Annotated in this window: 24 protein-coding genes; 14 read left to right on the top strand and 10 right to left on the bottom strand. The window is 72.5% G+C overall.

All coding sequences use genetic code 11. The features are described 5' to 3' along the window. Positions 1 to 100: 100 nt before the first annotated feature. A complete protein-coding gene (locus ACFYYW_RS15090) occupies positions 101 to 1,615 on the bottom strand; it encodes a DUF6297 family protein (protein ID WP_387648849.1) in 1,515 nt (504 codons plus the stop codon). A 55-nt stretch (positions 1,616 to 1,670) separates the two neighbouring features. After that, positions 1,671 to 2,294, bottom strand: coding sequence for a heme ABC exporter ATP-binding protein CcmA (gene ccmA, locus ACFYYW_RS15085; protein ID WP_387648846.1), 624 nt, complete (start codon positions 2,292 to 2,294; stop codon positions 1,671 to 1,673). Between the two features lie 295 nt (positions 2,295 to 2,589). On the opposite strand from ccmA, the gene ACFYYW_RS15080 reads away from it, so the two are divergent. Together ACFYYW_RS15080 and ACFYYW_RS15075 are read left to right on the top strand one after the other, a co-directional pair. Continuing rightward, complete coding sequence (locus ACFYYW_RS15080; RefSeq protein WP_387648844.1) at positions 2,590 to 2,907, top strand: hypothetical protein; 318 nt, start codon at positions 2,590 to 2,592, stop codon at positions 2,905 to 2,907. Positions 2,908 to 3,018: 111 nt separating this feature from the next. Then, entirely contained in the window at positions 3,019 to 3,651 is a 633-nt protein-coding gene (locus tag ACFYYW_RS15075; RefSeq protein WP_387648842.1) for an MOSC domain-containing protein, read from the top strand. Positions 3,652 to 3,766: 115 nt separating this feature from the next. Here ACFYYW_RS15075 and ACFYYW_RS15070 read toward each other — a convergent pair whose 3' ends face one another. Beyond that, complete coding sequence (locus ACFYYW_RS15070) at positions 3,767 to 5,011, bottom strand: glycoside hydrolase family 18 protein (protein ID WP_387648839.1); 1,245 nt, start codon at positions 5,009 to 5,011, stop codon at positions 3,767 to 3,769. A 63-nt stretch (positions 5,012 to 5,074) separates the two neighbouring features. Then, entirely contained in the window at positions 5,075 to 6,280 is a 1,206-nt protein-coding gene (locus tag ACFYYW_RS15065; RefSeq protein WP_387648836.1) for a styrene monooxygenase/indole monooxygenase family protein, read from the bottom strand. 55 nt (positions 6,281 to 6,335) lie between these two features. On the opposite strand from ACFYYW_RS15065, the gene hemW reads away from it, so the two are divergent. Beyond that, positions 6,336 to 7,553, top strand: coding sequence for a radical SAM family heme chaperone HemW (gene hemW, locus ACFYYW_RS15060; protein WP_364419118.1), 1,218 nt, complete (start codon positions 6,336 to 6,338; stop codon positions 7,551 to 7,553). Here hemW and ACFYYW_RS15055 read toward each other — a convergent pair. The 3 genes from ACFYYW_RS15055 to ACFYYW_RS15045 all read right to left on the bottom strand — a co-directional run bounded on the left by ACFYYW_RS15055 (position 7,546) and on the right by ACFYYW_RS15045 (position 9,949). Continuing rightward, entirely contained in the window at positions 7,546 to 8,130 is a 585-nt protein-coding gene (locus ACFYYW_RS15055) for a DUF4870 domain-containing protein (RefSeq protein WP_387648833.1), read from the bottom strand. The genes hemW and ACFYYW_RS15055 overlap by 8 nt on opposite strands. A 113-nt stretch (positions 8,131 to 8,243) precedes the next feature. Further along, positions 8,244 to 9,068, bottom strand: a complete 825-nt coding sequence (locus tag ACFYYW_RS15050; protein WP_387648830.1) for a DUF3097 domain-containing protein — start codon at positions 9,066 to 9,068, stop codon at positions 8,244 to 8,246. Positions 9,069 to 9,085: 17 nt separating this feature from the next. After that, entirely contained in the window at positions 9,086 to 9,949 is an 864-nt protein-coding gene (locus ACFYYW_RS15045) for a DUF456 domain-containing protein (protein ID WP_387648828.1), read from the bottom strand. A 156-nt stretch (positions 9,950 to 10,105) separates the two neighbouring features. On the opposite strand from ACFYYW_RS15045, the gene hrcA reads away from it, so the two are divergent. The 3 genes from hrcA to ACFYYW_RS15030 are packed head-to-tail and all read left to right on the top strand — an operon-like array spanning position 10,106 to position 13,008. Beyond that, entirely contained in the window at positions 10,106 to 11,119 is a 1,014-nt protein-coding gene (gene hrcA, locus ACFYYW_RS15040) for a heat-inducible transcriptional repressor HrcA (protein WP_352324080.1), read from the top strand. Positions 11,120 to 11,130: 11 nt separating this feature from the next. After that, positions 11,131 to 12,273: a molecular chaperone DnaJ gene (dnaJ, locus tag ACFYYW_RS15035; RefSeq protein WP_352324081.1), complete on the top strand. Its 1,143-nt coding sequence runs from the start codon at positions 11,131 to 11,133 to the stop codon at positions 12,271 to 12,273. 9 nt (positions 12,274 to 12,282) lie between these two features. Beyond that, positions 12,283 to 13,008 (top strand): 16S rRNA (uracil(1498)-N(3))-methyltransferase, encoded by a 726-nt coding sequence (locus ACFYYW_RS15030; RefSeq protein WP_387648825.1) that lies wholly within the window; start codon positions 12,283 to 12,285, stop codon positions 13,006 to 13,008. A 7-nt stretch (positions 13,009 to 13,015) separates the two neighbouring features. On the opposite strand, the gene ACFYYW_RS15025 is transcribed toward ACFYYW_RS15030, so the two are convergent. Next, entirely contained in the window at positions 13,016 to 13,642 is a 627-nt protein-coding gene (locus ACFYYW_RS15025) for a hypothetical protein (RefSeq protein WP_352324083.1), read from the bottom strand. Next, positions 13,639 to 14,151 (bottom strand): SigE family RNA polymerase sigma factor, encoded by a 513-nt coding sequence (locus ACFYYW_RS15020; RefSeq protein ID WP_049573205.1) that lies wholly within the window; start codon positions 14,149 to 14,151, stop codon positions 13,639 to 13,641. The genes ACFYYW_RS15025 and ACFYYW_RS15020 overlap by 4 nt, the downstream gene beginning before the upstream one ends. Before the next feature lie 279 nt (positions 14,152 to 14,430). Here ACFYYW_RS15020 and ACFYYW_RS15015 point away from each other — a divergent pair, with 279 nt between their 5' ends. The 8 genes from ACFYYW_RS15015 (at position 14,431) to era (ending at position 20,359) form a co-directional block, all read left to right on the top strand. After that, positions 14,431 to 14,775: a histidine triad nucleotide-binding protein gene (locus ACFYYW_RS15015; RefSeq protein WP_352324084.1), complete on the top strand. Its 345-nt coding sequence runs from the start codon at positions 14,431 to 14,433 to the stop codon at positions 14,773 to 14,775. A gap of 90 nt (positions 14,776 to 14,865) precedes the next feature. After that, positions 14,866 to 15,903: a PhoH family protein gene (locus tag ACFYYW_RS15010; RefSeq protein WP_352352470.1), complete on the top strand. Its 1,038-nt coding sequence runs from the start codon at positions 14,866 to 14,868 to the stop codon at positions 15,901 to 15,903. Beyond that, the gene (gene ybeY / locus ACFYYW_RS15005; protein ID WP_352329052.1) at positions 15,900 to 16,376 is read left to right on the top strand and encodes an rRNA maturation RNase YbeY; all 477 of its coding nucleotides are present in this window, start codon (positions 15,900 to 15,902) and stop codon (positions 16,374 to 16,376) included. Before ACFYYW_RS15010 ends, ybeY begins: the two co-directional genes overlap by 4 nt. Next, entirely contained in the window at positions 16,373 to 17,668 is a 1,296-nt protein-coding gene (locus tag ACFYYW_RS15000) for a hemolysin family protein (RefSeq protein ID WP_352329050.1), read from the top strand. The genes ybeY and ACFYYW_RS15000 overlap by 4 nt, the downstream gene beginning before the upstream one ends. A gap of 307 nt (positions 17,669 to 17,975) precedes the next feature. After that, a complete protein-coding gene (locus ACFYYW_RS14995; protein ID WP_387648819.1) occupies positions 17,976 to 18,626 on the top strand; it encodes a hypothetical protein in 651 nt (216 codons plus the stop codon). A 10-nt stretch (positions 18,627 to 18,636) separates the two neighbouring features. Beyond that, positions 18,637 to 18,954, top strand: a complete 318-nt coding sequence (locus tag ACFYYW_RS14990) for a cytidine deaminase (protein ID WP_387648816.1) — start codon at positions 18,637 to 18,639, stop codon at positions 18,952 to 18,954. 7 nt (positions 18,955 to 18,961) lie between these two features. Further along, positions 18,962 to 19,432 (top strand): NUDIX domain-containing protein, encoded by a 471-nt coding sequence (locus ACFYYW_RS14985; protein WP_387648907.1) that lies wholly within the window; start codon positions 18,962 to 18,964, stop codon positions 19,430 to 19,432. Positions 19,433 to 19,450: 18 nt separating this feature from the next. Continuing rightward, positions 19,451 to 20,359 (top strand): GTPase Era, encoded by a 909-nt coding sequence (gene era / locus ACFYYW_RS14980; protein ID WP_387648813.1) that lies wholly within the window; start codon positions 19,451 to 19,453, stop codon positions 20,357 to 20,359. A 54-nt stretch (positions 20,360 to 20,413) separates the two neighbouring features. Here the strand turns inward: era and ACFYYW_RS14975 are convergent, their stop codons facing one another. Then, positions 20,414 to 20,887 carry a hypothetical protein gene (locus ACFYYW_RS14975; RefSeq protein WP_387648811.1) on the bottom strand — a complete coding sequence of 158 codons (474 nt, stop codon included), beginning with the start codon at positions 20,885 to 20,887 and terminating at the stop codon, positions 20,414 to 20,416. Positions 20,888 to 21,041 lie beyond the last annotated feature (154 nt).

The following is a 21,041-nucleotide window of genomic DNA, read 5'->3' as shown; positions in this document are numbered from 1 at the left end:
CCGTGCCCTGACCGCTCTGAGCCGTCGCCTGAGCCGTCGCCTGAGTCGTCGGCTGAGCTGTGTGTCGGCTTAGTCGTCGCCTGAGTCGTCGGCCGGCCGCTCAGGGGCGGGGACGCCGGCCCGGACGGGGCCGCATCAGGACGCCCGCCAGCGCCACCAGGCCGGCCACCGCCTGGGCCGCCAGGAACCCGCCCGTCGCGGCCGGCCCGCCGGCCAGCGCGACCACCGCGGGCAGGCAGCCGAGCAGCGCCAGGTCGGCGCCCGTGGCCGCCCACAACAGCGGACCGGTCGGGACCGCGCCGCCGGGGGTGTCGATGACCGGCATCGAATGGTCGACCGGCCCCCTCCTGGCCATCCGCAACGCCCCGGCCGCCAGCGCGGGCGCGGTGAGCAGCCCGAACATCCACGTGCCGGACGGAAGGCCGCCCACCGCCGCGACGCCCGCCAGGGCCAGGGCCGCCCAGGCGCCGCCCAGCAGGCCGGGCAGCAGCGCCCGAGCCGCCAGCGCCGGACGCGCGCCCACGCCGGTCAGCCTGGCCAGGGCGGGGTTGTCGGCGTCCCGGCGCGCGCCGGACGTGCCGGACGCCGCCACCGCCAGCGCGCCGCCGAGCACGACCAGCCCGAGAGCCGCCGGAGCGGCGCCCGCCTGGGCGAACACGGCGGGCAACGCCGCGCTCGCCGCCGTGGCCGCCAGCCGCCAGGGACGGCGGCCGAGCCGCACCCAGTCCTGCCAGGCCAGCGCGAGCGGCGCGGGCAGCCCCGGCCACGGCCGTGAGACGAGCTTCCTGGCCCGCCAGTGGTTGTCCTCGGCGATCCAGGTCAGCGCGCCGGGATCGAGGGTGACGGCGGCGTCGGTGACGTGCCCGGCCCGGGTGGAGGCGGTCAGCAGCAGCCGGGTGGGGATGGCGGCCAGCGACCCCCACGCCCGGCGGGCCAGCACGGCGGCCAGCGCCGCCATGGCCGACGCCGTGGCGGCCAGCGCGGGCAGGGGCGCGTTCGCGGCGGCCGCGAGCGCCGTCCGGGCCTGGCCGCTGACGGCGACCACGGCCAGCACCAGGAGCGCGACCAGCACGCCGGTCAGCCACAGGTTCCAGGTCGGGGAGGACTGGGCGAGCATCGCCAGCGCCATGCCCGCCACGCTCGCCGCCGTCGCCACCGCCAGCGCGGCCAGCAGCCGCCACACCAGCGCGCCGGGCGCGCCGAGCGCCGCCAGCAGCCCGAGCCCGAGCAGCAGCCCCGCCACCAGCGCGACGACCATGAGCACCCGCCCGGAACGCCCGAGCAGCCGCCGCCGGTCCAGCGGCGAGGTCAGCAACCAGGACGCCTCCGCGGCGGGCACCATCACCGGCCCGGCCGCCCGCGCCAGCGCCAGGCAGCCCGCGAACCCCAGCAGCACCAGCGCGACCCCCGCGCCCGTCCGCCCCGGCTCGACCGTCCCGCCCAGGCCGGAGACCACCGAGGACAGCGGCTGCCCGACCACGGCGAGCAGCATGCACAGCCCGAACAGGCTGACGTACCGATCGACCAGCCCGGCCGGCGCCCGCCCGCGCGCCCGGACGAACGCCCGCACCGACCGCACGCTCACCTCGCCCGCGCTCACCTCGCCCGCGCTCACCGTCCCGCCGCCTTCCCCGTCGGGCCGCTCTCGCGGACGACGGCGTCGTGGCCGCTCATGCGGGCACCCCGGCGGGGGAGACCCGGCGGGCGGCGTCGGCCAGGGCCTGGTCGTGGGTGGCCATCACCACGGTGCCGCCCTCGTCGGCGTACTCCTCCAGGAGTTCTCCGAGCCGGACGCGGAAGGCCGCGTCGAGGCCGCGTTCCGGCTCGTCGAGCAGCAGCAGCGTGCTCGGCCTGAGCAGCGTGGCGGCCAGGCAGAGGCGCTGGCGCTGGCCGGTGGACAGGTTGAGCGGCGGCGCGTCGGCCCGTTCGGTCAGCGCGAACTCCTCCAGCGCCGAGTCCACCGTCATGCGCGCCTCGGCGTAGACGGCGCCCATGAGCTCCAGGTGCTCGCGCGCCGTCAGCCCCGGGTACCAGGCGGGCTCGTCGCCGAGCAGTGCCACCCGGCGCCAGAAGGGCGCGTCGTCGGCGGGCTCGGCGCCGAACACGCGGACCTCGCCGGAGGTGGCGGGCTGGAGGCCGGCCAGGCAGCGCAGCAACGTGGACTTGCCCGAACCGTTGGGCCCGACGACCGCCACGACCTCACCCGGCTCGACGGCCAGGTCGAGGCCCCGGAGCGCCGGATTGCCCCCGAGCTCGACGGACAGGTCCGCGACTTCGATGATCAAACCGCTCACCGTTCGAGCGTAGCCACCCCGCCGGCCGCCCGCGCGACCGGTCTCCGGGGGCTTCCCACGGCCTTCCCGCGGCCTTCCCGCGGCCTTCCCGCGCCTTCCCACGGCTTCCCGCGGCCTTCCCCACGACTCCCCGCGGCCTTCCCGCGGGTCTCCCACGGCTTCCCGCGGCCTTCCCACGGGTCTCCCACGGCTTCCTGCGGGCTTGCCCCACCTTCCCTTGGGCGTGAGAGCCGATTCTGTCGGTGCCGGTCGCTACCTTTGCTGTTCCCGAACACCAGTGCTACTGGAGGGTGACGTGATTGCTTCTGAGCGATTCGAGCGTGCCGCTGTGCTGGGGGTGGCCGTGGCGGAGGAGACCCGGCGGCTGCTGCGGCTTCACCTGAGACCCGCCGAGGTGGGCGGCGACGGCAGGGTGGTGGTCGACGTGCCCTATCCCGACGCGGCGGTGGTGGCGGCGCTGCTCGACGTCGCGGCCGAGTGTTTCGGCGAACGCGGCGGCTCGGTCGAGGAGACCAGGCAGGCGGCCCTGGAGACCCTGTTACAACTGGCCGAGTTCGACGCCGACTCCCAGCTCGCCCGGGTGCCGCCGGAGCCCGGCGACAGGCGCGGGTGACGGCTCGGCGAACAGGCCGAATGGGCACATGTCCGTTGTTCTCCGTCGATAGGCCGAGAAAGCCGGAAAAATCGGTGCGCTCTGTGTCCGTCCGTCCGCTACCGTCGCGGCATGCGCATCCTCTCCGTCAACGTCGGGCGGTCGTTCGACGCGGAATGGGCCGGCAAGCTCGGCCGTACGGCGATCGACAAGCGGGCCGTGCCCCACCGGGTGGCGGTGCTGCGCAACGGCCTGGCCGGCGACGAGCGGGCCGACACGCCCAACCACGGCGCCCCCTCCCATGCCGTCTACGCCTACGCCCGCGAGGACTACGACTGGTGGCAGGGCGAGCTCGGCCGCGACCTGCGCGACGGCCGGTTCGGGGAGAACCTGACCACCGCCGGTCTCGACGTCAACGGCGCCCTCGTGGGCGAGCGGTGGCGCGTCGGCAGCGCCCTGCTGGAGGTCACCGGCCCGCGCATCCCCTGCGTGGTGTTCCGCAACTGGATGGACGAGCCGGGCTGGCTCAAGCGCTTCACGCGGGCCGCGCGGCCAGGGGCCTACCTGGCCGTGGTCGAGCCGGGCGAGCTGGGCGCGGGCGACGAGGTGGAGATCGTCTCGCGTCCGGAGACCGGGATGACGGTGGCGGACGCCTTCCGCGCCCGCCACGGCGACGCCGACGCGCTGGCCCGGGTGCTCGCGGTCCCCGGCCACGCCCCGGAATGGGACGAGCTGGCCGCACGGGCGGGCCGGGCGGACGGCTAGGGACCGCGCGCCCGGCACGGATGGGCGGCTCTCCAGACGGGCAGGGACCGCGCGCCCGGCACGGATGGGCGGCTCTCCAGACGGGCGGAGACCGCGCGCCCGGCCGGGCGTCCGTCTAGCGCAGGACGGTGTACAGGGCCGAGGTGAGGGAGGCGCGGGCGTCGTCCTGGTCGATCGACCACATCATCGAGCCGCCCAGGCCCTTGAGCCGGATGTAGGCCGCCTTCTCCAGCAGCGACGCCGGGTCGTCGTAGGACCAGAACTCGTTGCCGTCGTACAGCCACATCGCGCCGGTGCGCACGTCCCGGTAGCGCTTGCCGGGCTTGGTCGCCAGGTCCTTGTAGTCCTCGCTGCCCGGCCCCCACTTGCCGGCGGCCGGTCCGGTCGCGGGCTGCCAGAGGCCGTCGCCGCCGCCGGTCACGCCGGTCCAGCCCTGTCCGTACGCGGGCACGCCCACGACGATCTTGCGGCCGGGCGCGCCGCGCGACAGGTAGTCGCGGACGGTCTGGTCCACGCTGTACTTGACAGGGTTGGGGTCGCGCCGGTCGTTGAACAGGTTCCCGTTGTGCCCGGTCCGCGATTCCCAGGTGCCGTGCAGGTCATACCCCTGGACGGTGGCGAAGTCGAGCGACCGGAACACCCGGCGCACCTCGAACCCGGCGTCGATCTTCGCGGCGGCGGCCGGGAGGAAGGCGGTGAGCTGCGAGCTCGCCGAGAAGGCCCGGAGCTGGGCGCGCAGTTCCTCGACGAAGAGGGTGAAGTTGCGCCGGTCCTCGGGCCTGATCACGTTCCCGTCGTTGCCCGCCGAGCCCGGCCACTCCCAGTCCAGGTCGACGCCGTCGAACACGCCGGCGCCCGCGCCCGGCTCCAGGCCCGGCAGGTTGCCGCGCAGCCACAGGTCGACGCACGACCGGGCCAGCGCGGACCGCGACTCGGCGGTGAGCACGGCGTCGGAGAAGTACTTGGACCCGGTCCAGCCGCCGAGCGAGATCAGCACCTTGAGGCCGGGGTGCTTGGCCTTGAGCTTGCGTAGCTGGTTGAGGTTGCCGTTGAGCGCCTGGCCCGGCTGGTCGGCGACGCCGTCCACGCTCTGCTCGGCCGGCACCGGGCGCTGCCAGTCGGCCCAGGGGTCGGCCGAGTAGCAGGAGCCCTCGGCGTTGACGAAGCCGAAGGCGTAGTTGAGGTGGGTGAGCTTGGCGGCGGCGCCGCTGGTGTCCACGTCCTTGACGTGGTAGTTGCGCCCGTACACGCCCCACTGGATGAAGTAGGCGACCCGCTTGAATCCGGGATGGGCCTCGGCGGGCACGGACACCGCCGTCAGCCCGAGTAAGAGCGAGAGTGCGAGGACGATCTTCTTCACGGGCGCTCCTGGGGGGTGAACTTATAAGAAACTTTCCTATAAGTTGACGCGATCGTAGAACCGTCACCCCGTGCCGTCAACGACGCGCGCCACCTCCTCGGCGCTGGAGAACAGCCGCCACGCGCGCGCCGGGTCGCCGAACAGCGACAGCACCAGATCGGCCAGCTCCTGCCTGGTCGCGGCCGCCGCGAGCAGGCTGAGGACGTGCTCCGCCGGCGGCCGCAGGAAGGCGTTCGTCCACGCGACGACCGGCTCGGCCGCCACCCACATGCGCCGGGCCGTCTCCCGCGCGAACGCCGCGTCGTACGGCCCGCCCGCCGCGATGGCCTCGGCCGCGATCCAGGCGCAGGCCGAGCCCAGGTTCGCCCCCTGCCCCGTGATCGGGTCGTTGGTGACCCAGGCGTCGCCGATCGCCAGCGCCACGCCGCCGCCGGGCAACTCGGCCACCGCCTCGCGCACGACCGGCGTGATCGCGCCCTGCAGCAGGTCCTCCGGCCCGAGCAGCTCGAACGCGGCCGGATCGAGCTGCTCGGCCAGGCGCGGCGCGTGCTCGGGCAGCAGAGCGAGCAGCGTCTTGCAGAACTCGTCGGCCGGCACCCGGGCCAGCACGTCGAGCGGCCCGCCGGGGATCGCCTCGACCAGGACGCCGCCATGCACGCCCGACCGGGTCATCATCGCCATGGACAGGATCTCGCCGCAGCCGGGCGAGATGTTGAAGCCGAAGGCCGGCCCCGGGTCGAACCCGTGGAACAGGCCGGCGGCCAGGATCCGCTGCGGCGCCTCGTACGGCGACCACGCCGGAACGCGCGGGAACAGCTCGCGCACCGAGCGCCGCCCGGTGGCGACCACCATCAGCTCGTGGTCGCGCGACCAGCGGGCGACCTGGCCCGCGTCCGGCGGGAGGGGATCGACGACCAGCCGGCCGCCCCTGCCGGTGTAGTCGTCCATGAGCGCCGGCAGCAGCACCCGGAAGTCGACCCCGTGGAACGGCTCGCTCACGCGGCCGGTGAACTCCAGCGGCGGATCTCCCTTGATCGACAGGCGGCCGCTGACCAGCAGGCAGCCCGGGTCGAGGAAGTGCAGGCTGCCCAGCTCCCGCTCGCGGTCCTGCGCGCGGCCCATCCTGCCGACCGTGTTCGGCAGCCGCCCGCGGCCCAGGTCGGCCGCGTCGCCCTCGCTGTAGAGCGTGGTCGCGACGCCGAGCTGCTGCAGCCGCAGGGCCAGCGTCAGCCCGGAGATCCCCGCGCCCACGATTCCGACGCCCGTCATGTGCCGCCTCCTTCGATGGCTCTGAGCACATCCGTGAGCAGGCACACTGGATGACGTGCCATCCACCCTGCCCGACGGCGATCCGGCGCCCGCCTCCGGCGAGCTGCCCGACAGCGCGCTGCGCGGGCTCGGCGAGCGCCCGTTCGGCTTCTACGTGCACGTGCCGTTCTGCGTCACCCGCTGCGGCTACTGCGATTTCAACACCTACACGGCCGCCGAGCTAGGGCCCGGCGCCTCCCACCGCGACTACGCCGACACGGTCGTGGCGGAGGTGCGCCTGGCCCGGCGCGTGCTCGGCGACGCCGACCTGCCCGTGGAGACGGTGTTCTTCGGCGGCGGCACGCCCACGCTGCTGCCTCCCGAGGACCTGGCGCGCGTCCTGGCCGCGATCGACGCCGAGTTCGGGCTGCGGCCGGGGGCGGAGGTCACCACCGAGGCCAACCCCGAGTCCGTCGACCCCGCCTACCTCGACAAACTCCGTCAGGGTGGCTTCAACCGGGTCAGCTTCGGCATGCAGAGCGCGCGTGAGCACGTGCTCCAGGTGCTCGACCGCAGGCACACGCCGGGGCGTCCGGCGCGGGCCGTCAAGGAGGCGCGGGCGGCCGGGTTCGAGCACGTCAACCTCGACCTGATCTACAGCACGCCGGGGGAGTCCGACGACGACTGGCGAGCCTCGCTGGCCGCCGCGATCGAGGCCGGGCCCGACCACGTGTCGGCGTACTCGCTGATCGTGGAGGAGGGCACCAGGCTCGCGGCCCGCATCCGGCGCGGCGAGCTGCCGATGCCCGACGACGACGTCGCCGCCGACCGCTACCTGATCGCCGAGGAGATGCTGGCCGAGGCCGGTTTCTCCTGGTACGAGGTGTCCAACTGGGCCACCTCCGAGCAGGCCCGCTGCCGGCACAACCTGCTCTACTGGACCGGCGGCGACTGGTGGGCCGCCGGCCCCGGCGCCCACAGCCACGTCGGCGGCACCCGCTGGTGGAACGTCAAGCACCCGGCCGCCTACGCCCAGCGCCTGGCGGCGGGCGCCTCGCCCGCGCACGCGCGCGAGGTGCTCACCGGCGACGACCGGGCCGCCGAGCGGCTGATGCTGGAGCTGCGGCTGGTCTCCGGCTACCCGCTCGCCGAGGTCGCGCCCGGCGCGCGCACGTCCGTGGCGAGCGCGCTGGCCCGTGGGCTGCTGGAGCCGGAGCCGTTCAGGGCGGGCCGGATGGTGCTCACCCTCAAGGGGCGGCTGCTGGCCGACGCCCTGATCACCGAGCTCATGTGACCAGGCGGATGGCGAACGGGTAGCGGTAGTTCTCGCCCCGGTTGGTGGCGATGGCCGCCTGGACGTGGAAGATCAGCGACACGATCCAGATGATCGGGAACAGCAGCAGGCCGACCAGCACGATCGACAGCACCATCGCCACCGCGTAGCCGATGAACATCGTGATCTGGAAGTTCAGCGCCTCGGCTGCCTGGTCCCTGACATAGGGGGACTCGTCCTTCTTCATCAGGTAGATGACCAGCGGGCCGATCCACGAGACGAGCAGGCCCAGCAGGTGGGCGAGCATGGCCATCGTGGTGTCGTCGCTGCCGCGGCGCGGGCCGAACCGGCCGGGCACGTACGGCCCGGCGGGGTGGCCGTAGCCCTGCTGCCCGTGGCCCGGAGCTTGTCCGTAACCGGGGGGCCGGCCGTAGCCGGGCGGCGGGGGCACGTAGCGGGGCGGCGGAGGCATGGGGCCGGATTGCGGGCCGGGTCCGCTCGGCGGCTGCCGCCCGTAGTCCGGCTGGGAACCCGGCTGCTGCCCGTAGCCGAGCTGGGGGCCGGAGCCCTGGTCGCGGGGCGCGTCGTAAGGCGGCACGTCAGAACGCGGGACGTCAGAACGCGGGACGTCAGAACGCGGCATGTCAGAAGGCGGCACGTCAGAACGCGGGACGTCGGGGGTTGGGTCGTCGGCGGGCGGCGGGTCCTGGCTCATGATGCCTCCGTAACGAAGTCGATCAGTTCCTCGACCCGGCCGAGCAGCTCCGGCTCCAGGTCGGTGTAGGACGAGACGGCGCCCAGAATGCGCCGCCAGGCGTCCGCGGGCTCCATGCGCCAGCCCAGTGCGGCGAGCACGCCCTCCTTCCACGGCACCCCGCGCGGCACGTCGGGCCAGCCCGGGATGCGCAGCACGGACGGTTTGACCGCCTGCCAGATGTCGATGTATGGGTGACCCACGACGAGCACGTGCGGCGAGGTGATCCGGGCCGCGATCCGGCTCTCCTTCGACCCCGGCACCAGATGGTCGACCAGCACGCCGAGCCTGCGGCCCGGCTCGGGGGCGAACTCGGCCACGATGGCGGGCAGGTCGTCGACGCCCTCCAGGTACTCGACGACGACCCCCTCGACCCGCAGGTCGTGGCCCCAGATCTTCTCCACGAGCGCGGCGTCGTGCACGCCCTCGACGTAGATCCGGCTCTCCTTGGCGACCCGCGCCCGCAGCCCCTCCACGGCGATGGACCCGGACGCGCTGCGCCTGGGCCCCGCAGCCGCAGACGCAGCCGCAGCCGCGGCCGCCGGGCGCACCAGCGTCACTGGCCTGCCCTCCAGCAGGAACGCGGCCGGCGCGAGCGGGAACAGGCGGCGTTTGCCGAACCGGTCCTCCAGGGTGACGGCCTCCTTGTCGCAGGCCACCACGGCGCCGCAGAAGCCGCTGTCGGCGTCCTCCACGACCAGGTCGAGTTCGGCGGGCACCTTCGGGATCTTGCCCTTGCCCGGCCGCCGCCAATTACCCGCCAGCACATCACCCTCGTACACACGGGGACCGTAGCAAATCACCCGCTGACCGCAAGGCGCTTACGCGCGCCGCTGCGCCGGACGAGCACGACGACCGTGCCGACGATGCCGATGAGCAGGCCGGCGCCGGGGAACAGGAACAGCGCCGCCACCCCGCCGAACAGGCCGCCCGCCGCGGAGAGCACGTCCCGGCCCACGCCGAAGCGGGCCGACGACTCCTCCTGCGTGGCGCAGGTCAGCTGGTAGTCGCCCTTGGCGGGGGCGTTGACGGCGAGGATCTCCTGCCAGGTGGTGCCGCCGGCGCTGAGCGTCTGGGTGCCGGAGACCTTGACCAGCCTGGCCTGGGCCGGGCCGCCGGAGATCTCGCACTGGTAGTTGACCCGCGTGTCGGTGGCGATGTAGACGGCCGGGCGCTTGGCGGGGTCGATCGCGACCTTCACGCTTTCGCCCGACGCGAACGTGGTCGTCGGGGCCATGTCCGTGACGCTGCTCAGCACGCCGCCGGCGAACACGACCACGCCCACGACGCCCAGCACCACGGCGACCGCCCACACGACGGCGATCCACCACAGGCGCGGCCTGATCGCCTTGCCGTCGATCCTGGCCGGGAACTGCGGCTGCTGGCCGTACTGGTTGTGGGGGCCGTACTGGTTCGGCTGGGCGTACTGGTCGGGCTGGGCGTACTGGTTCTGCTGGCCGTACTGGTTCTGCTGGCCGTACTGGTTCTGCTGGCCGTACTGGGGCGGGGGGCCGTACGGGGCGGACGGCTGTTGCTGCTGGTAGGGCGGCTGGCCGGGCTGCTGCGGCTGGTACGGCGGCTGGGCGTGCTGGTTCTGCTGACCGTAGTAGGGACCCTGCCCCTGGGGCGGTCCGTACTGCGGGGGCTGGGAATTGTCGGTCATGCGGCAAGTGTGAGGCCTGTCGCTTGTAAGCCGCTAGCAACAGGATGGGACCTGGTGTTATCGCACCTTGTGGGCGAGAGCCGTACACTTGGCACTCGGGAACACGGAGTGCTAGACCTGTCGTTTCCCTGTTAGGCAGAGGCAGGAGGTGAGCACGTGCTCGACGAACGGAAGCTTGCGGTGCTCCGCGCCATTGTCGAAGACTACGTGTCCACCAACGAACCGGTGGGCTCCAAGGCGCTGGCAGAGCGCCACAACCTCAAGGTCTCCCCGGCAACGGTCAGGAACGACATGGCCGCTCTGGAGGAGGAGGGCTACATCACCCAGCCGCACACCAGTGCGGGCCGCGTGCCGACGGACAAGGGCTACCGCCTGTTCGTCGACCGGCTCTCGCAGGTCAAGCCCCTGTCGGGGGCCGAGCGGCGGGCGATCGAGACCTTCCTCGCCGGCGCGGTCGACCTCGACGACGTGGTCTTCCGCACCGTGCGGCTGCTCGCGCAGCTCACCCGGCAAGTCGCGGTCGTGCAGTACCCGACGCTGACCCGTTCCACGGTCAGGCACGTCGAGCTGGTCCCGCTCAACGACCGGCGGGTCATGCTCGTGCTGATCACCAACACCGGGCGCGTCGAGCAGCGCGTGATCGAGCTGCCCGAGGTGGTGGAGGACGACCGCATCGCCCATCTGCGCGCGGTGCTCAACTCCTGCCTCGACGGCTGCGGGCTGAGCAACGTCCCCGAACTGGTCGCCGACCTGCCCGAGCGGCTGCCCGCCGAGGACCGGCCCGCCGTGGCCACGATCCTGTCGGTGCTGCTCGAAACCCTCGTCGAACGCCATGACGAGAAGATCGTGTTCGCCGGCGCGGCCAATCTCGCGGGCGCCGACTTCGCCACCGGCCTGCGCGACGTGCTGGAGGCGCTGGAGGAGCAGGTCGTGCTCATGCGGTTGCTCGGCGAGACATCCACAGACACCCCGTCCGCGCTCACCGTGCGCATCGGCTCGGAAAACCCCTACCTTCGCGGCACGTCCATCGTCGCAACCGGATACGGTTCTGGCGACAACCAACTGGCCCGGCTCGGCGTGCTGGGTCCCACGAGGATGGACTACCCCGTGACGATGGGCGCCGTACGCGCGGTGGCACGCTACGTCAGCCAGATCCTGGCTGCATCTTAAGAGGTCGATAAGTGGCAAACAGCGACTACTACGCCACCCTCGGGGTGCGCCGTGACGCCAGTCAGGACGAGATCAAGAAGGCCTACCGCCGCCTCGCCCGCGAGCTGCACCCCGACGTGAACCCCGATCCTGAGACCCAGGAGCGGTTCAAGGAGATCACGCAGGCCTACGAGGTGCTGTCCGACCCGAACAAGCGCCAGATGTACGACCTGGGCGGCGATCCCTTCGGCGGCGGCGCGGGTGCGGGAGCGGGCGCCGGCGGCTTCGGCGCGGGTTTCCCCTTCAGCGACATCATGGACGCCTTCTTCGGCACCGCGGGCGGCACCCGCGGTCCGCGCTCGCGCGCCAGGAGGGGCCGCAACGCCACCATCCGGGTCGAGCTCGACCTGCGCGAGACGGCGTTCGGCACCACCCGCGAGCTGGTCGTGGACACCGCCGTGCTGTGCGAGGTGTGCCACGGCGCCGGCGCGGCCCCCGGCACCCACCCCGACACCTGCGACATGTGCAACGGGCGCGGCGAGATCTCCCAGGTCACCCGCTCGTTCCTGGGCCAGGTCATGACCTCGCGGCCGTGCCCCCAGTGCGGCGGCTTCGGCAGCATCATCCGCCACCCCTGCCAGGAGTGCTCGGGCGACGGCCGGGTGCGCACCCGCCGTACGATCAAGGTCCGCATCCCCGCGGGCGTCGAGGACGGCACCCACATCCAGCTCGCCGGCGAGGGCGAGGTCGGCCCCGGCGGCGGCCCGCCCGGAGACCTCTTCCTGGAGATCGTCGAGCGCGCGCACGAGATCTTCGAGCGGCGCGGCGACGACCTCCACTGCACGGTCCAGATCCCGATGACGGCCGCCGCGCTCGGCACGATCCTCGCCGTCGAGACGCTCGACGGCTCCGAGGAGATCGACGTGCGCCCCGGCACCCAGTCCGGCCAGGTCATCACCATGTACGGGCGCGGCGTGCAGCGGCTCAACGAGTCCGGCAGGGGCGACCTGCTCATCCACGTCAACGTCGAGACCCCGATGCGGCTCGACCAGACGCAGGAGGACCTGCTGCGCGAGCTGTCCAGGCTGCGCGGCGAGGAGCGGCCGCCGGGCAAGTTCGCCCCCGGCCAGCAGGGTTTCTTCTCCCGCCTGCGTGACGCCTTCAACGGCAGGTGACGATCACCCGTGACCGTCCCCGTGTTCCTCGCCGAGGACCTCGACGGCGCCGAGCTCACGCTCGACGGCCCTGAGGGGCGGCACGCGGCCTCCGTGCGGCGCCTGCGCGCCGGCGAGCGGGTCGACCTGACCAACGGCGCCGGCGACGTCGCCGAGTGCGTGGTGCGCGAGGTGTTCAAGGACGCGCTCGCGCTCGACGTGCTCGCCCGCTACACCGTCGAGCCGCCCGCGCGGCGGCTCGTGGTCGTCCAGGGGCTGCCCAAGGGCGACAGGGGCGAGCTGGCCGTCGAGATGATGACCGAGGTGGGGGTCGACGTGATCGTGCCCTGGGCCGCCTCGCGTAGCATCACGCAGTGGAAGGGCGACAAGATCGCCAAGGCGCTGGGCCGGTGGCGCTCGACGGCCCGCGAGGCCGGCAAGCAGGCGCGCCGGTTCCACCTGCCGCAGGTGGCCGATCTCGCCTCCACCGCCCAGGTCGAGGGGCTGCTGGCCGACGCGGCGCTGGGGCTCGTGCTGCACGAGGAGGCCGCCGAGCCGCTGTCGAAGGTGGCGCTGCCGCCCGGCGGCGACATCGTCGTCGTCGTGGGGCCCGAGGGCGGGGTCTCGGAGGAGGAGCTGCGCAGGTTCGCCCCGGCCAAGGCGGTGCCCGTGCTGCTCGGGCCCACCGTGCTGCGCACCTCCACGGCGGGGGTGGCGGCGGCGGCCGTGCTGCTCGCGCGCACCGGGCGCTGGTGATCCAGGCTCAGGGTGTGGTGTGCGGCACGTCCACCAGCGGGCTGCTCAGGTCGCTCGGGCCGGTGGGCGGGTCGTCCGGCGGGCACTCGTCGGAGGGGCACGACGTCGGCGTGTCGGTCGTCTCCGGCGGGGTCGGCGTGGGGGTCGGCGTGATCTCGGGGCACTCCTGGCCGACGGCGGGCTCGCCGCTCGGGCAGGGCGTCGAGGACGGCGTCGGCGACGGCGTGGGCTGCCTGGTCGACCTGGCCGTCTCCGAGGGCCGATGGGTCTCGCTGTGGCTCGGCGGCACGACCACCGCGGGCGGCGGCTCGGCGCTGTGACTGCCGGGCCTGGGCGGCGTGGACAGCCTGGTCGAGGAGTTGCCGGGGGTGGTGGTCGAGTTGTCCACCACCTTGACGGGCGTCTCGAAGATCTGGGAGCGCAGCCCGGGAACGACCATCACGATCGTCCCCGCCACCAGCACGGCGCTGACCGCCGCCGCGCCCGCACGCCACCAGAACAGGTTACGGACGCCGCGCCGCTCGATGCGGGCGCGGATGATCTGCAGTCCTTCCGGCGAGGGCACGACCGCGTCCGCCTCCGCGCGGAGCGCACGGCGCAGGACGTCGCCGTACTCGTCGGGGGGCTGGGTCATGACATCTTCTCCAGGACGGACCGCAACGCGGCCATTCCACGGGCGGTGTGGCTCTTGACCGCGCCCTTGCTGATGCCCATGGCGTGGGCGATCTCAGCTTCGGACAGATCTCCGTAATAACGCAGAACCAGTGCTTCTCTCTGTCGGGTCGGCAGGGCGCGTAACGCCTCAATGACGGCGGAGCGTTCCAGCTCGCCGATCGCGCCGTTCTCGGCGCTCGGGGCGTCCGGCAGGCCCTTGGGGGCGTATTTCTCGACGACCGCGCGGTGACGCAGCACGGAACGGGACCGGTTGACGACAGACTGACGCAGGTAAGCGAGTGCCTTGTCGGGATCGCGCAGTCTGCGCCAGGCGCCGTGAATGGCGACGAACGCGTCCTGCACGACTTCCTCGGCGGTTGCCATGTCACGCACCAGCAACACCGCGAGACGCACCAATGACCGGAAGTGCGCGCTGTAGAGCGCGGTCACGGCCATGTCGGCATCCCACCCGACCGGCACCGCCCCCATCGACCTGTCGGCCAGCAGGGTTTCGGTGGTCACATCAGTGGGACGCGCGGCCTTCCCAGAGGGTTTACTCTCTTCCGGTTCTGAAGGTTTCCCCGGTTCCTTAGGGTGCATTACCCAGTCGTGTTCCTCGCCAGGTGGCGCTCGCCCGACCCTGAATCATCTTTTTTGCTCTGAAGTGTCGCATACTCACCCTAACCGCGCGGATCTTCGGGCGCACGACACCACGGATTACCGATTCGCAACGGACTGCCGAACGGTCGCTCTCGATAGGGTACTGCCGTGAGCGACTGCCTCTTCTGCAAAATCGTGGCCAAGGAAATTCCGGCCGACGTCGTCTACGAGAACGCCAGGGCGCTGGCGTTCCGCGACATCAATCCGCAGGCCCCGACGCACGTGCTGGTCATCCCGCGCGCGCACCACCCCGACGCGGCGTCCATGGCCGCCGCCGACGACGGGCTCGCCGACGACGTGCTCAAGGCCGCGCACGCCGTGGCCGTCCAGGACGGCGTGGCCGAGGGGGGCTACCGGGTCGTCTTCAACACCGGCCCCGGCGCCGGCCAGACCGTCTTCCACGTGCACGCCCATGTTCTCGGAGGGCGTGACCTCACGTGGCCGCCCGGCTGATATTGACGCGAGCAACCAGCCTGGTGCCGGATACGATGGGCGGAGAAGAACACCGAACAGACCGGGAGGCATCAGGCCGCTGGCCTGCCCATGTCCGAACTACATGAATCCCGACGCACGGCACCTCCCTCGCGCACTCAAGCCAAGGTGCTGATTCCGGACGAATACCCGATGGTCAGCCTCCTCGGTTCCCGTGACGAGCTGCTTCGCGTCATCGAGGGCGCCTTCAGGGCCGACATCCACGTGCGGGGCAACGAGATCACCGTCACCGGCAGCCCCGACGAGAGCGGCGCGGTCGTGCGCCTGTTCGAGGAGCTGGTCGAGGTGCTGCGCAGCGGGGGCGAGCTCACGCCCGACGCGGTCGAGCGGAGCATCGCCATGCTGCGCATGACCTCCGACCGTCCGGCCGAGGTGCTCTCGCTCGACATCCTGTCCTCCCGCGGCCGCACGATCAGGCCGAAGACCGTCAACCAGAAGCGGTACGTCGACGCGATCGACCAGCACACGATCGTGTTCGGCATCGGGCCCGCGGGCACCGGCAAGACGTACCTGGCGATGGCCAAGGCCGTGCGCGCGCTGCAGGAGAAGCGGGTCAACCGCATCATCCTGACCAGGCCGGCGGTCGAGGCGGGCGAGCGGCTCGGCTTCCTGCCCGGCACCCTCTACGAGAAGATCGACCCCTACCTGCGGCCGCTCTACGACGCGCTGCACGACATGGTCGACCCCGACTCGATCCCGAAGCTGATGGCCGCGGGCACGATCGAGGTCGCGCCGCTGGCGTACATGCGCGGCCGTACCCTCAACGACGCCTTCATCATCCTCGACGAGGCCCAGAACTCCTCGGCCGAGCAGATGAAGATGTTCCTGACCCGGCTGGGGTTCAACTCCAAGATCGTGGTGACCGGCGACGTGACCCAGGTCGACCTGCCCTCGGGCACGGTGAGCGGGCTGCGGGTCGTCCAGGACATCCTGGAGGGCATCCCCGACATCCACTTCGCCCGCCTGTCCAGCGCCGACGTGGTGCGCCACAAGCTGGTGAGCGACATCGTCGACGCCTACGGGCGCTACGACGCCACCCAGGCCGCCCAGGAACCGAAGGCCATCCACCGGGGGAAACGACGCCCGTGAGCATCGAGATCAACAACGAGTCCGGCGTCGGCGTCGACGAGGAGAACCTCGTCGCGCTGGCCACCCACGTGCTCGGCGAGATGGGCATCAACCCGCTCGCCGAGCTGTCCATCGTGGTGGTCGACGAAGACGCCATGTCCGAGCTGCACGAGAAGTGGATGGGCGAGCCCGGCCCGACCGACGTGCTGGCCTTCCCGATGGACGAGCTGCGTCCCGGCGGCGGCGCGCGCGGCGACGGCGAGAGCCCGGCCGACCCGGCGCTGCTCGGCGACGTGGTGCTCTGCCCGCAGGTCGCGGCCAGGCAGGCCAAGGAGGCCGGGCACAGCGCCCAGGCCGAGCTGGAGCTGCTGTGCACCCACGGCATCCTGCACCTGCTCGGCTACGACCACGCCGAGCCCGAGGAGCACAAGGAGATGTTCGGGCTGCAGGCCCAGATGCTCGAGTCCTGGCAGGAGGTGCGCGACTCGCGGTGAACGCCTGGTTGCTGTGGGCCATCGCCCTTGTGATCATCGGTGGCCTGATCGCCAGTGCGGAAACGGCACTGACGCGCATCTCCAGGGTGCGCGCGGAGGAGTTCGCGCGCGAGGGCCGGCGCGGGGCCGATCGGCTCCAGGCCATCGTCACCGACCCGCCCCGCTACCTCAACCTGCTCCTGCTGCTGCGCCTGAGCTGCGAGCTGGTGGCGACGGTCATCGCCACGCTGCTGTTCATCGACCTCATGCACGACCAGGGCTGGGCCTACGTGGCCGCCGCGGCCGTCATGATCGTGGTCAGCTACGTCGTCGTCGGGGTCATGCCGCGGACGCTGGGGCGCCAGCACGCCGAGCCGGTCGCGCTGGCCGGGGCGCCGATCGTCTACGGCCTGACCCGCATCTTCGGCCCGCTGCCCAAGCTGCTCATCCTGCTCGGCAACGCCCTGACCCCCGGCAAGGGCTTCCGCGACGGCCCGTTCACCTCCGAGGCCGAGCTGCGCGACCTGGTCGACCTGGCCGAGGAGCGCCGGGTGATCGAGCCGGACGAGCGCGAGATGATCCACTCGGTCTTCGAGCTGGGCGACACGCTGGTCCGCGAGGTCATGGTGCCCCGCACCGACATGGTCTACATCGAGCGCGGCAAGACGATCAGCCAGGCGCTGTCGCTCGCGCTGCGCAGCGGCTTCTCCCGCATCCCGGTCGTGGGCGAGAACGAGGACGACGTCATCGGCATCGCCTACCTCAAGGACATCGCCCGCAAGATCCACGAGTCGGGCGAGGGCGGCGGCAAGGAGACGGTCGAGTCGATCATGCGGCGGGCCGCGTACGTGCCCGAGAGCAAGCCCATCGACCAGCTCATGCGCGAGATGCAGGCCCGGCAGATCCACATCGCGATCGTCATCGACGAGTACGGCGGCACCGCCGGCCTGGTCACCATCGAAGACGTCCTGGAGGAGATCGTCGGCGAGATCACCGACGAGTACGACCAGGAGGCCCCGCGGGTGGAGACCATGTCCGAGGGCGCGCTGCGGGTGACCGCCCGCATGCCCGTCGACGAGCTGGGCGAGCTGTTCGACACCGAGATCGAGGTCGACGACGTCGAGACCGTCGGCGGCCTGCTGGCCCACGCGCTCGGCCGGGTGCCGATCGCCGGGTCGCAGGCGGAGGTGGCGGGGCTGGAGCTGACGGCCGAGAGCCTGGCGGGGCGGCGCAACCGCATCAGCACGGTCGTCGTCCGCCGGGTCGCGCCGTCGGAGGAGGACGACGTCCAGGCCGCCGCCGAACGTGACTGACCACTTTGCGGGGAGATGTCGCAAGCGTTCTACAAGTCGTCTGCAAGCGGGCTCCGGCAGTCTCATCCCTGACACCCGGTGCGGTGGGTGTCACGAGGAAGCGTCCGAACGCCGGGTGGGGTTCGCGGCCGGAGGGCGCTCCTGGGGGGACGATGGCGTTCCGGCCAGCTAGCCGGCCAGGACGTCGATCGGCGTAAAGGGTGTTCTCGTCTGGAAACCAGGCGAGGGCACCCTTTTTGCGTTTGGTGGAAACTCTGCGGAGATTGCCGCATTCGTCGCCGGGGGAGGCTGCGGTCCAGGGGGAATCATGAAAGCGCGGATCATCGTGTACGGGCTGCTGGCCGCGACCCTGGCGGGCTGCGCGGGCGGCGGCGGGGCGGACGGGAAGATGGCGGCCGTCGTCGACGCCCAGGCCATGGCCCAGCTCCGTGAGGTGCTCAACAGGCGGCCGAGCCTGCCGGACGGCTTCGCGCAACGGCCTGAGCAGGCCTGGCGGGTGCCGTTCGGCCGGGTGGACCAGGCGTGCCGGGCCGCGCTCGACGTGGCGGCCGGGCACGCGCCCCCGGAGGGGCTCACCGGCCAGGCGGCGGTCAGCTACCAGGGGGACGGCCTGGGGGAGCGGGCGGCCGTCGGCCTGGCCCGGTACGCCGGCGAGGAGGCCGAGGCGCGTTTCGACGACCTGAGCGAGGCCCTGGAGTCGTGCCGGGAGATCCGGACGGCGAACGGCACCGCCCTGCGGGCCCGCAGGCTCGACGTCGGCGACGCCGCCCGCTCCGGGGACGAGGCCGCCGCGGCGCGGTTGCGCGGACGGCTGAACGGCTACCCGTACGCCCTCGACGTCGTGCTGTCGCGGGACGGTGACACGCTGGTGTCGGTCGTGCACGCGGGCATGAGCGACGTCGACCGGGACCGGACGAGGAAGCTGGTCGCCGCTCTGCTGACGATGTCCACGGCCTAACCTGGTTCCCGTGACTCTCGATCCTGAAGACAGCAAGCTCATCACCCTGGCGCGGGCGGTCAGGGCACGCAACGAGGCCGCCGAGGGCGCCGCCGTGCGCGACGAGACCGGCCGCACGTACTCGGCGACCGGCGTCGCGTTGTCGTCGCTGACGCTGTCGGCCGTGCAGGTCGCGGTGGCCATGGCGGTCTCCGGCGGCGCGCGTTCGCTGGAGGCGGTCGCGCTGGTGACGGCGGGCGAGCCGGCCCCCGCCGACGAGGCGGTCGCGGCCGAGCTGGGCGTCAAATCCCTGCTCGTGGCCGGTCCCGACGGCACGCTGAGGTCCTGACGTGGCCATGTCGCCGTTCCTGGCCCGGTTGCGCGCCAAGATCGGCAATGACCTGCTCATGCTGCCGTCGGTCAACGGGTGCGTCTTCGACCGGGCCGGGCGGGTGCTGATGGCCCGGCACGGCGACGACGGCCTGTGGGCCACGCCCGGCGGCGGCGTCGACCCCGGCGAGCGGCCGCAGGACGCGGTGGTCAGGGAGCTGCGCGAAGAGCTGGCCATCGAGGTCGAGGTGCGCGGGCTGGTCGGCGTCTACGGCGGCCCCGAGTACCGCACGGTCTACCCCAACGGCCACGAGGTGGCGTACGTCATCGCCATGTACGCCTGCACCCTCGCCTCCGGCACGCCGACCCCCGACGGCGAGGAGATCAACGACTACCGGTGGGTGACCGAGCACGAGGCCGGCGGCCTGACGACGCCGGCCTGGACACCCCTGGCGCTGCCCGACGCGTTCGCCTGGTGGCGTGAACACGGCGGCTGATAAGCGACAATGCACAATGTGACTTCGCCAGACAATCATCGCGCCGGATTCGCCTGCTTCGTGGGAAGGCCGAACGTCGGCAAGTCCACATTGATGAACGCCCTGGTCGGCGCCAAGGTGGCGATCACCTCGTCCAAGCCGCAGACGACCAGGCGGGTCATCAGGGGCATCGTGCACCGCCCCGACGCCCAGATCGTCATCGTGGACACGCCGGGCCTGCACCGGCCGCGCACCCTCCTCGGCGAGCGGCTGGACAGCCTGGTGCTGTCCACGCTCACCGAGGTCGACGTGATCGGCTTCTGCGTGCCGGCCAACGAGCCGATCGGCAAGGGCGACCGCTTCATCGCCGACAAGCTCGCGGCGGTGAAGAAGACGCCCGTGGTCGCCGTGGTGACCAAGTGCGACCTGGCCAGCCGCGAGCAGGTCGCCCAGCAGCTGCTCGCGGTGTCGCAGGTGGCCGAGTTCGCGGCGGTCGTGCCGGTGTCGGCGCAGTCGGGCGAGCAGCTCGACGTGCTGGGCGACGTGCTGATCGAGCACCTGCCCGAGTCGCCGCCGCTGTACGAGGGCGGCCAGCTCACCGACGAGCCCGAGCAGGTGATGGTGGGCGAGCTGATCAGGGAGGCGGCCCTGGAGGGCGTGCGCGACGAGCTGCCGCACTCGATCGCCGTGGTCGTCGACGAGATGCTGCCCCGCGAGGGGCGCGACGACCTGCTCGACATCTACGCCCACATGTTCGTCGAGCGGCCCTCCCAGAAGGCCATCGTCATCGGGCACAAGGGCGAGCGGCTGCGCGACGTGGGCACCAAGGCCCGCAAGCAGATCGAGGCGCTGCTCGGCACGCGGGTCTACCTCGACCTGCGGATCAGCGTGGCCAAGGACTGGCAGCGCGACCCCAAGCAGCTGCGCCGCCTCGGCTTCTTCGACTAACCCCGCCGATCACCCCGCCGCTCGCCCCGCCGGTGATCCAGCAGGTCCGGGCGGTCAGCGCGCGCGGCGCACCAGGGCCAGCACGGACAGCACGACGATCGCGACCGAGCAGGCCAGCGCGGCGAACCAGCCGTACCTGATGACCGGCTCGACCGACAGCAGCCCGCCCAGGTCGATGGAGAGCCGGTCGCCGATGCGCTGCGGGTCGGCGACGAACATCACCAGCAGCAGCGTGGCCGCCGCGCCCGGCAGCACCGCCAGCGCCGCCACGCGCGGCCGGGCGCCCAGCAGGCCCGTGACGCCGAGCGCCAGCGCGGCCAGCCCGGCGAGCAGCGTGTAGAGGCCCGTGCTGACGTCGACGCCGCGCACGTCGTCGGAGACGCCGGCGCCGATCAGGTCGCTGCGGGCCTCGATGCCGGCCCAGGGCATGATCGCGGTGAGCACCAGGAGGGCGGCCGCGACGGCGACGGCCAGCGCGGCGCCGCGGCGGGCGGACGTCGTCCGGGCGGGCTTGAGGTCATCGGCCACACGATCACTGTAGGCCGGGCCCCCGGCGCCCACCACCCGACGCGACGGACTCGTCACCAAGCCGGCCACCCGCCGCGACGGGCGGGGGGTTGAGGGAGAAGGGGCGCCGGGGCCCGCGTGATGGCCGGCAGGGTACGGGCGGCGGGTGGCGGGC

Origin of the sequence: Nonomuraea sp. NPDC001831, assembly GCF_042892035.1 — a bacterium.
Lineage (GTDB): Bacteria > Actinomycetota > Actinomycetes > Streptosporangiales > Streptosporangiaceae > Nonomuraea.
This window is presented reverse-complemented; position numbering and strand designations above follow the sequence as displayed.